This window comes from Aeromonas sobria, from assembly GCF_006243315.1.
Lineage (GTDB): Bacteria > Pseudomonadota > Gammaproteobacteria > Enterobacterales > Aeromonadaceae > Aeromonas > Aeromonas sobria_A.
Genome location: NZ_NKWE01000031.1, coordinates 1 through 10,874, shown reverse-complemented (window position 1 = coordinate 10,874; position 10,874 = coordinate 1). Strand labels below are relative to the sequence as shown.

7 protein-coding genes are annotated in these 10,874 nt (G+C 52.7%); all 7 read left to right on the top strand.

The features are described 5' to 3' along the window. Positions 1 to 930, top strand: coding sequence for a tRNA modification radical SAM protein MnmL/YtqA (gene mnmL, locus CF137_RS10305; protein ID WP_139718927.1), 930 nt, complete (start codon positions 1 to 3; stop codon positions 928 to 930). Positions 931 to 1,305: 375 nt separating this feature from the next. Then, positions 1,306 to 3,450: a type I secretion system permease/ATPase gene (locus CF137_RS10300; protein ID WP_139718926.1), complete on the top strand. Its 2,145-nt coding sequence runs from the start codon at positions 1,306 to 1,308 to the stop codon at positions 3,448 to 3,450. Further along, positions 3,443 to 4,876 (top strand): HlyD family type I secretion periplasmic adaptor subunit, encoded by a 1,434-nt coding sequence (locus tag CF137_RS10295; RefSeq protein WP_139718925.1) that lies wholly within the window; start codon positions 3,443 to 3,445, stop codon positions 4,874 to 4,876. Before CF137_RS10300 ends, CF137_RS10295 begins: the two co-directional genes overlap by 8 nt. Positions 4,877 to 4,912: 36 nt before the next feature. Beyond that, on the top strand, positions 4,913 to 6,232 hold the full coding sequence (locus tag CF137_RS10290; protein ID WP_139718924.1) for a TolC family outer membrane protein: 1,320 nt from the start codon (positions 4,913 to 4,915) through the stop codon (positions 6,230 to 6,232). A 113-nt stretch (positions 6,233 to 6,345) separates the two neighbouring features. Beyond that, complete coding sequence (locus CF137_RS10285) at positions 6,346 to 7,116, top strand: transglutaminase-like cysteine peptidase (protein WP_240038542.1); 771 nt, start codon at positions 6,346 to 6,348, stop codon at positions 7,114 to 7,116. A 3-nt stretch (positions 7,117 to 7,119) separates the two neighbouring features. Continuing rightward, a complete protein-coding gene (locus CF137_RS10280) occupies positions 7,120 to 9,045 on the top strand; it encodes an EAL domain-containing protein (protein ID WP_139718923.1) in 1,926 nt (641 codons plus the stop codon). Positions 9,046 to 9,311: 266 nt separating this feature from the next. Beyond that, the coding region (locus tag CF137_RS10275; protein ID WP_240038541.1) for a retention module-containing protein at positions 9,312 to 10,874 on the top strand (1,563 nt) is incomplete at its 3' end.

The window sequence follows — 10,874 nt, the reverse complement described above, 5'->3', positions numbered from 1 at the left end:
ATGCAGTTACACGAACTCGTCAATACATTCGGTCAAGATCTCAAGCAGCGTCACGGTCAGAAGATCCACAAACTCTCCATCCATGGTGCCTTCACCTGCCCGAATCGGGACGGCACCCTGGGCCGCGGTGGCTGCACCTTCTGTAATGTCTCCTCTTTTGCCGACGAGTCGGCCCAGCAGCTCTCCGTGGTGCAACAACTGTTGGCTCGCCGCGATGAAGTGACCCGCGCCAAGCGCTATCTCGCCTACTTTCAGGCCTATACCAGCACCTATGCCGAGGTCGAATATCTGCAGCGCATGTATGAAGAGGCGCTGTCGGTGAGCGATATGGTGGGGCTCTGTGTGGGCACCCGTCCCGATTGCGTGCCGGATGCGGTGCTGGATCTGCTGGCGGGCTATCAGGAGCGGGGTTACGAGGTGTGGCTGGAGCTGGGACTGCAAAGTGCCAATGACAAGACCCTGCAACGGATCAATCGGGGTCACGGTTATGTCGCTTATGTGGATGCGGTGGCCAGAGCCCACCAGCGCGGCATCAAGGTATGCGCCCATCTGATCGTCGGCCTGCCGGGCGAGGTGCCGATGGATAGCCTGGATACCCTGCATCGCATCGTGGAAACCGGTGTCGAGGGGATCAAGCTCCATCCGCTTCATGTGGTTGAGGGCAGCACTCTAGGCAAGGCGTGGCAGGCTGGGCGACTTGAGGTATTGACGCTGGAGCAGTATGTGGAAGCGGCAGTCGCCATGATCCAGCACACGCCGCCCGAGGTGGTTTATCACCGCATATCGGCATCGGCGCGTCGGCCAACGCTGCTGGAGCCCGTTTGGTGTGAAAATCGCTGGACTGCGATGGCGGATATTGCCAAAGCGTTGGTCTTGAGTGGCCCACAAGGGCATGCGCTGGGCAGACCCTTCATACTTCCTGACCTATAATTGAGTGCGACGTTATTATTTTCACCTAAAACATAGGGTTATATAAAAAAGTACATACCATAAACTATAGTTTTGGGGGGTTCCGGTTGATATAGTAATGCACACTTAATGGACATCTAATTGACATCGTTATCCATTAAGTTCGACACACTCCCGCAAGGCAGTGATAGCATGGAGCCAATCAGGCCATTTTTATCAGAATTCGGCCATTTCGTTACCAGCGCCCTGCAGTAATTTATGGAGGCATGTTTGCTGACAGGTTGATGCCGTGCCAGCACATCAGGAGATGTGTGATTTGGTGTGTTAGTCGCGCGAGCAGGAAAATACGTGCGGTTCATTTTCGTCTTGATCCCATTTATGCAGTGACAGGATGCTATGCAAGCAGAAACAAGTCGTATCGATGAACTATTAGAGTGCCTGGTCTTCTTGACCCGCTTTTATGGTGTGCCCAACAGTCAGGATGCCCTGACGACCGGGTTGCCTCTGGTCTCTGGCCGTCTGACGACGGCGCTGTTTTGCCGCGCGGCTGAACGGGGTGGCTTATCTGCCCGTGAAGTGATCCAGCCGTTGGCTGATATATCACCCTTGTTGCTGCCCTGCGTATTGCAGATGCGCAGCGGTGGTGCCTGTATTCTGCTGGAGTGGAACGAGGATCGTAGCCAGGGGAAAGTGATTTTTCCTCAGGCTGGGGATGCCGCCCAATGGCTATCGACGGCTCAGCTTGGTGATGAGTATCTGGGTCGTCTCTTCTATGTGAAGAAGCAGTTCAAATTTGACGAACGCTCACCCAAGGTGCTGGAAACTCGCGATGGTCACTGGTTCTGGAGCACCCTGTTCGAATCACGGGGTATTTATCGCGATGTGCTGATTGCCTCGATCCTCATTAATCTGTTTGCGGTCGCCAGCCCGCTGTTCACCATGAATGTCTATGACAAGATCGTGCCCAATCTGGCGTTTGAGTCGCTGTGGGTGCTGGCTGCGGGGGCCATGGTTGTTTTTACCTTCGATTTTGTGATGCGTCAGTTACGCAGTTACTTCATCGACATTGCTGGTAAAAAATCCGATGTGCTGTTGTCGGCCAAGATCTTTGCCAAGGTGATGGGCATGCGGATGGAGTCGCGCCCAGCCTCCACCGGTGCTTTCGCCAAGCATTTACAAGAGTTTGAGTCGGTGCGGGAGTTTTTCACTTCCGCCACCGTATCGACCCTTATCGATCTGCCCTTCGCGGTGTTCTTCCTCTTTATTATCTGGTTATTTGCCGGCGTGATGGTGGTGGTGCCTATTGTGGCCATGCTGATCCTGGTTGCCTACAGCTTCTATATTCAAGGGGCGCTCAAGCAATCCATCGAAGAGGGCTCGCGCCTTGCATCCCAGAAAAATGCCAACCTGATTGAAAGTATTTCCGGGTTGGAAACCGTCAAAATCTTCGGTGCCGAGAGCATGTTCCAGCATCGTTGGGAGCAGGCGGTATCCCATATTTCCACTTGGGGTGTACAGACTCGTCGCATTACCAACTCCATGTCTTCACTGGCCAGCTATATCCAGCAGGTGGTAACGGTCGGACTGGTCATTGTGGGTGTCTACCAGATATCTGAAGGTTTGGTCACCATGGGCGGCATGATCGCCGCCGTGATGCTGGCGAGCCGGGCAATTGCGCCTATGGTGCAACTCTCGGTGCTGTCGACACGCTATAACCAGGCCAAGTCTGCGCTGGATATTCTGGAAAAGATCATGCAAACCCCGGGTGAGCAGGAAGAGGGCAAGCAATATATCCATCATCCGGTGATTGCCGGTCGGATCGAATTCGAGAATGTCTCGTTCAAATATCCGGGCATGGAAACCAGCACGCTGCACAATATCAATTTACGCATTCAGCCAGGTGAGAAGGTGGCCATTATCGGCCGGATCGGGGCAGGTAAAACCACCCTGGAGAAACTGCTGATGGGTTTGTATCGACCCACCGATGGTTCGGTACGAATTGATGGATTTGAGCTGGATCAGCTGCCCTCGTCGGTGATCCGTCGCAATATTGGCTGTGTCCCTCAGGATGTCATCCTGTTCTTCGGCTCGGTGCGCGACAACATTATGTTGGGTAACCCGCTGGTGGATGATGCTCGGGTCTTGCGCGCCGCCAAACGGGCCGGTGTGACCAACTTTACCAACCGGGATCCCAATGGCCTTGATCGGCAGATTGGCGAAGGCGGGCGTCAGCTTTCCGGTGGTCAGCGTCAGGCGATCCTGCTGGCGCGGGCCCTGCTCAATGATCCCCCCATTCTGGTGATGGACGAACCCACCTCCAATATGGACAACCAGTCCGAGTTGCAGGTCAAACAGGAGATGGCCAGACTGGGGCCGGAAACCACCCTGATCCTGATCACTCACAAGACCTCCATGCTGGATGTGGCATCCCGGGTGATTGTTATCGAGCAAGGGCAGATAGTGGCAGATGGCCCCAAAGATGTGGTGTTGCAACAGTTGAAAGAAGGCAAAGTACGCGTGCAGGAGGTATCCCATGGTTAAGGGATTCTCCGGCTGGTTCAACCGGTCTAAAAAGACGCAGTCTGACGAAGTTTTACCCGCACCTGAGCACCTGGAGTTTGTCGATGACGGAGCCGCCGCTGTGTTGCTCAGCACACCGACCAGTGCCCGTATCTTGTTGTGGTGTTGCTTCTTGTTTTTTGTGAGTGCCATTGTCTGGGCTGCATGGGCAGAGCTGGATGAAGTCACCGTGGGGCAAGGCAAGGTAATGCCTTCCCGGCAATTACAGGTAATCCAGAACCTGGAGGGGGGGATAGTCAAAGAGATCTTTGTCAAAGAGGGTGACATCGTAGAAAAAGGGCAGGCATTGCTGCGTATCGATGATACCCGTTTTCGCTCAGATTTTCGGGAACGTGAGCAGGAGCTGGTGACCCTGAAAGGCGATATCGCCCGGCTGCGGGCCGAGATGGCCAGTGTCGAGGTAAAAAATGAGCCGGCACTGGGTTGGCGTGAGCAAGTGGTCATCTCTGAGGCGCCCATCCAGTTCCCTGATGGCTATGAAACGATTTTCGCTGAATATGCCAACCGTGAGCGCTCTGTCCAAAAAGATCGCCTCAATAACTTGAAGAACCAGCTCTATATATTGGGGCAGCAAATCGAGCAGAAAGAGCAGGAACTGATAGAGTTGAATGCCAAAATACGCACCGTGAACCGCAGCGTGGATTTGGCCAGACAAGAGCTCAATATCAGTCGCCCGCTGGCTAAAGAAGGGATTGTGCCACAGGTTGAATTGATCAAACTGGAGCGTCAGGTCAACGAGATGCAAGGGGAGCTGGAGAGTAACCGGCTGATTATTCCAAAACTCAACTCGGTATTGCGGGAGTCTATATCAAAGCGTAATGACATCGCGCTAACCTTCCGGGCTGATTCACAAACTGAGCTTAATGAGAAGCAGGGCCGACTTGGCCAGCTGTCCGAAGGGCAGGTCGGTTTGCAAGACCGGGTTGATCGTACCAGTGTGATTGCGCCGCTCAAAGGCACCATCAAAAAGCTCAAGATCAATACCCTGGGCGGTGTAGTGCAACCGGGTATGGATTTGATGGAGATAGTGCCGCTGGAAGATACCTTGCTAGTGGAAGCAAAAGTGTCGCCAAAAGATATCGCCTTCCTGCGGCCCGGGCTGGACGCTATCGTCAAGATTACTGCCTATGACTTTACAATCTATGGAGGATTGCATGGCAAGGTTGAACAGATAAGTGCGGACTCGATCCAGGATGAGGAGGGGAACTCCTTTTATCTGGTTCGAGTACGTACCGACAAGAGTTACTTGGGCGATGAGCTTAACGCACTTCCCATCATCCCCGGTATGTTAGCCAGTGCGGATATTATTACTGGTAAAAAAAGTGTCCTAGACTATTTGCTGAAACCCATATTAAGGGCAAAACAGTCGGCACTGAGAGAACGATAAGCCAACAATCTAAAACAATACATGACTGGAGATAACATGAAAAAAACGATTGTTGCCATGCTGATCAGTGGCATCACCTTACTCCCCGGTTTGGGTCAGGCCCAGACGCTGGAGGAGTCGGTAGGACATACGCTTGCGACACATCCCAAGATCAAGGAAGCGTTCGATTTGTATCAGGCACGCCTCTATCAGCATGATGGTGCCAAGGGTGGCTACTACCCCACCATCGATCTGCGCGGTGGCGTAGGTTATGAAAAGACTGACAGCCCTTCTACCCGAGCTCCTGGTTTCAAGGGGGATGATTCACTTACGCGTAAAGAAGCTGGACTGAGTCTGCGCCAAATGTTGTTTGATGGCTTTGATGTCAGCAACAACGTATCCAGAACAGAAGCAGAAGCCAATGCCCAGCGTCTGGCGATGATCTCTGAAGCGGAAAACACCGCGCTGCGTGTCTCAGAGGTGTATCTCAACATGCTGCGTCAGCAGGAGATCCTGGAGCTATCCAAGCAGAATCTGGAAACCCACGAGCAGATCCGCAGTGACATTCGCAAGCGGACCGACTCTGGCTTGGGATCGACGGCTGACCAGACCCAGATTGATGGCCGTGTTGCCCGCGCCTATTCAAACCAGGCTGCTGCGGAGAACAATTATCGCGATGCAGAAAGTGAATTTATCCGTGTCGTGAATGAGGTGCCAAAAGATTTGGTACAGCCGGTTCCCAACGCCGAGGTGATTCCGGCCAGTCTGGAGACAGCGCTGAAAACCGCGACCGAAGTTCATCCGACCCTGCTCTCTTCACTGCAGGATATCGAAGCGGCCAAGTATCAGCATGAAGGTGCCAAGTCCGGTTTCTACCCCAATGTGACATTTGAAGTGGATCAGAACTGGAATGAGGATATCGATGCGGTTAAAGGTCGTAACGATGACCTGACCGCCATGGTGCGGATGCGTTACAACCTGTTCCGCGGTGGTTCTGACGTGGCAGAGAGCAACGCTACATCGGCGCTCTATTCCCAGGCGAAAGACATTCATCTGAATGCATTCCGCCAAGTGGAAGAGGGCACGCGTTTGGCATGGAACGCCAAAGAGTCGCTGACCAAGCAGAAGACCTTCTTGAAAGAGCACGTCGACGCCAGCTATGACACAGTGCAGGCCTATAAAAAGCAATTTGGTTTGGGCCAACGGACTTTGCTGGATGTGTTGAACACCGAGAACGAACTGTTTGAAGCGCGTCGTAGCTATATTACTGCCGAATATGACGCGCTGCTGGCGGACTATCGCATTCTCAATGCGACAGGTAGCCTGCTCAATGCCTTTAGCGTCAAGCAGCCCGCTGAATGGCAAGCCAAGAAGTAACGGTTCGCTATTGATCCCGCAGGGATGATGACCGCACCAAGGTGACTGTGTATTGCAGTCACCTTGTTTGGCAAATACAAGTGGTTGTCCGGTTTCAGGAGTGCGCAGCAACAATGCAGCAGGCAACGGATGTGACACTTCAGCCTGGAGAGGGTTACCGGTTTCCTTTGATCTTCAGCAGATGGAAACTGTTATGCCTGCGCGTTTTGCGCCACTCGTTATGGGTTTTGCTGCTACCCGTTTCGCTGTTGCTCTGTGCCAGTCAACCTTTGCCACCGGAAGATCTCAACTTGATCAAACGGGCTGAGCAGACCTATGGTGCACGAGCGGGCAAGCGGGTAACCAGTTGGCGGATGCTGGTTATGGAGACGAAGGGAAGGGCTCTTAGCGAGGCGAAAAAACTCGAGCGAGTGAATAACTTTTTTAATCAGATGCGCTTTATTGATGACATCAAGTTGTGGCGCAAGAAGGATTATTGGGCCACGCCACTTGAGTTTCTGGGGGCGGCCGGGGGAGATTGCGAGGATTTTAGTATTGCTAAATATTCCACGCTGCTTGAACTTGGGATCCCGGATGAAAAAATGCGGATGGTGTATGTCAAAGCGCTTGATTACAACCAGTTTCACATGGTGGTTGCCTATTACGAGACACCATCCTCCGTACCGGTTATTTTGGATAATTTGATTGGCTCGATTAGACCCGCCACACAACGACGGGATCTGTTACCTATTTATAGCTTTAACGGTAGTCACTTGTGGTTGATGAAGGCGAAAGGCCAAGGGGAACTGGCTGGTCAATCATCGCGCTTGGGATTATGGAATGATTTACGCAATCGCATGACCTCGGGGCGATTGGCTCGGCCAGCGGTGAATTTGGATGATTAACCTATGACGCTCTATCGACAGTTATTAGCCACCATGCTGCTGTTGTTTGGATTGCTCTTTGCGGCCACATACTGGGTGCAATTCAATTCAACCCGCACGTATCTGGCGCAGCAACAGCAAACAACGGTCATCAACACGGCCACCTCGCTGGGGCTGGCACTGACGCCATACCTGGAAAATGGTGACAAGGTTGCTGCCGAATCAGTGATCCAGGCCATCTTTGATGGTGGCTATTATCGACAGGTTCGCCTTGACCTACTCGCCTCCAAAGATGTCATTGAGTTGGAAAACACCAATAATATTCAGGGAGTACCGCAGTGGTTTATCAATTTGGGGCTGTTTCCTGAGGTATCCAATGAGTCAATTCTGACATCTGGCTGGTTGCAGCTTGGCAAATTAAAGGTGGTCGGCCACCCTGGTCAGGCTTATTACGAGTTATGGCGCGGAATGAGCGAACTGGCGAGCTGGTTTCTGATCGGTTTCTTGATCACCACCATTCTATTGATGAGAGCACTCAACTATTTGCTTAAACCGCTTAAACACATCTGTCAGCAAGCGGTCGAGATCGAGTTGCATCATTTTGGTCACGCCATACCTGAGCCGAAAACCCATGAATTGAAACAGGTGGTTCAGGCTATAAATACCCTCTCAAGCAAGTTGGCATTGCAGTTCAAAGAGCAAGCCGATGAGGCTGAAAAATTGCGTGAGCGGGTGTATGTAGATGCGGTATCTGGTCTTGGCAATCGCGCCTATTTTGTCGGTCAGGTCAATGCCTGGATTGCAGAAGCAGGACAGGGGGGCGTCATGTTGATTGCGGTAGACATGCTTGATGACATCTACCGTGATGAGGGCTTTGCAGCCCGTGACAATATGGTTAAATCCATCGCACAAGCCTTGAAAGAACAACTGCAAGGGTGGGATGGCGCTGCGTTGGCACGGATTTCGGCAACGGAATATGCGCTGCTCTGCCCAACGGATGACCTCTCTCAACTCAAAGAACTGGCAGAGGTGATTAATAGCCGCATCGCCGATCTGGTGGTGAACCCGATGGGTGAGGGGGATGCGCTTTCCGTCATCGGTATTGCCGGACGTGACGGCAACGATGATCTATCAGCCTTGTTGACCAAGGCCGATAATGCGCTTGGCAAAGCGCGCAATGAACGCCGTGGTGCTGTTGTGATGGAAGGGGGCGCCGAACAAGGTTTGATGGGACGTTTGGCCTGGCGAGATCTGGTGCAAGATGCCATTTCACGGCAACTCTGGCGCTTCAAAGCCCAACCAGCTTGTCGGTTTGATAATGGTGCCAGGTTGCATGCCGAGCTGTTTGCCTCGATTTCTCGTGATGGCACAGATTATTTTGCCGGACAGTTCTTGCCTGCGATTGAACAGTTCAAGCTGGGTGGCGAGTTTGACCAGGCGGTCCTCGATGCGTGCGTTCCATTACTACAAAAGCAGTCTGATCTGGTGCTGGCGATCAACATCACTGCTGGCTCGCTCTGTTCGGATGAGTTTTTAACCTGGCTGACGCGCTATTTGGCCGAGCATGCCGAGTTGAAAGAGCGGCTGTTATTTGAAATACCTGAAGCCGCCATCATGAAGCATAAAGAGAATGTGACCGCGTTGGTGCACGCCTTGCAGGCGCATGGCTTCCAGTGGGGTGTTGATCACTTCGGTCGTCACTTCCACTCTTTGGGTTATCTGGAGGAGCTGGCACCGGCGTATGTCAAAGTTGACCACGGTTATACCAGCCAGGTTATGGAGCCGGGGGCAGATACCTCATTCCTGGCCGCGGTGTGCCGTGCGGCACATAATGCTGGGGTGACCACGATTGCGACCCGTGTGGAGGATCAGCGCCAAGTAGAGCTGCTCTCGAAGTTGCATATTGATGGTTATCAGGGGTTTGTTCATCCAGCCTTTCCCTTGTCTTGAACAATACAGTGTTAAAAATGGCCCCGAATGGGGTCATTTTTATATCTAAAAATTCTCTTTTCCCTCTTTCGATATAATGGAATTATAGCGGGTCTCTAATGGTGCTCAGCAAATGGTGTTGATTTTTATATTAAAAAAGCAACCCTTCTATTTTTTTCCCTCGTTCCGTTGAATTCCTACCGAATAGATACATTTTTGCAACGGATAAGAATGTCATCTCCTCCTACGGTCTAGGAATCAAGATCCGTCACGTTGGAGCAATGGATATGCGTACCCAAATCATCGACAAGTCAGTGGTTGTCTCAGCTATCGAAGGGAGTGTGGAAATTGTGCTGGCTGATGGAAGCAGCCGCCCTCTGCAAACAGGGGAGATCCTCCAGCCCGGTGCCAAGTTGACCATAGCGGATGATGCCAAGCTGGCGCTTTCCCCTTATGACGACACTCCCGCATCGGATGCTCCGGCGGGTTCCGAGTCTGTTGAGCCAGCTCAACCGCAAGTGGGCGCCAGCCCGGAAGGGGCTCCTTCAGATATTGCCGCATTGCAAGAATCGATTCTGCAGGGCGTTGACCCGACTCAAAACTTTGAAGCTTCTGCTGCCGGTGGTGCCCCTGCGGCCGGTGGTGGTGGCGGTATTGGTGGGGTTGCCGGAGCCAGTGGTAATGGTGGCTTCGTCACCATTGACCGCGTGGGAGATGCGACCATTGCCGAAGCCGGGTTTGATACCACTTACGATACAACGGCTGAAATTAATGCAAATCAGGCGGAAGATTTAATTCTGGATAATCAGCTTGAGGACCTTGGTGAAACTGTGATTACCCAGGAAGACACTATCGTCAGCGGTAATTTGTTGGACAACAGTACCAACCCTGATGGGCCAGCTGCTGCCACCATCGTTTCATTTGACTGGGGGATCAATATTGGTGTGCCTGCGGGAGTCCCCGCCACTATTACCGGTGTGGGCACGTTGATCATCAATCCGGATGGGAGCTATACCTTCACTCCGGCTCCTAACTATGATGGCGCCGTTCCCCCAGTGAACTATCAGGTGACTGATGGCCAGGACACAGTGACATCAACACTCGTTATCTCTATTACTCCGGTAGATGAAGAGGTAGAGCTTGCAGGACTTGATCTGGTTGGGGGTGAGGTACAAGTCAGCGATACCAATTTAGCGGATGGTTCGGCTCCCAACGCCGCAGCTTTGACTCAAAGTAGAGTGTTTACCTTCAATGCTCCTGACGGCGTCCAGAGTTTGACTTTGGGTGGCGTTACATTAATCACCAATGGCCAGTTAGGCGCATCGTTTCCACAGTCCATTATCAGCCCATTAGGAAATGCACTGACCATCACAGCGGTGACCTACAACCCGGTGACCGGTCAAGGGCAAGTCAGTTACAGCTATACCCTTGGCGATAATGAAGACCATACAAGACCCGTCAATGACACCTCCCTGAGCGAAAGCTTCAGCGTTGTACTGATCGATAGTGATGGTGATACGGCTAGCGATACCCTTGATGTCACCATTTTGGATGATGTCCCGGTGGTTGAGCTGGCAGATAGTCATGAGGAAAGTCTGCGGGTCGATGAGACCGTCCGCGGCGAGGGTGACGAGGACTCCGCGCCGGTCTGGGCGGGCCTGCTGGGCGCCGTACTGGGTTATGCCAGTGCCGATGCCAGTGCACTCTTCGACAGCGCTGATACCGGCAGCGACGGAGGTTCGATGGCCTTCAGCCTGACGGCCGCCGATGGCGAATCGCTGGAAGATGGCACGGCGTCGGGTGTGTACGACACGGAGACGGGTCAGCAGATCTACCTGTTTATCAACGAC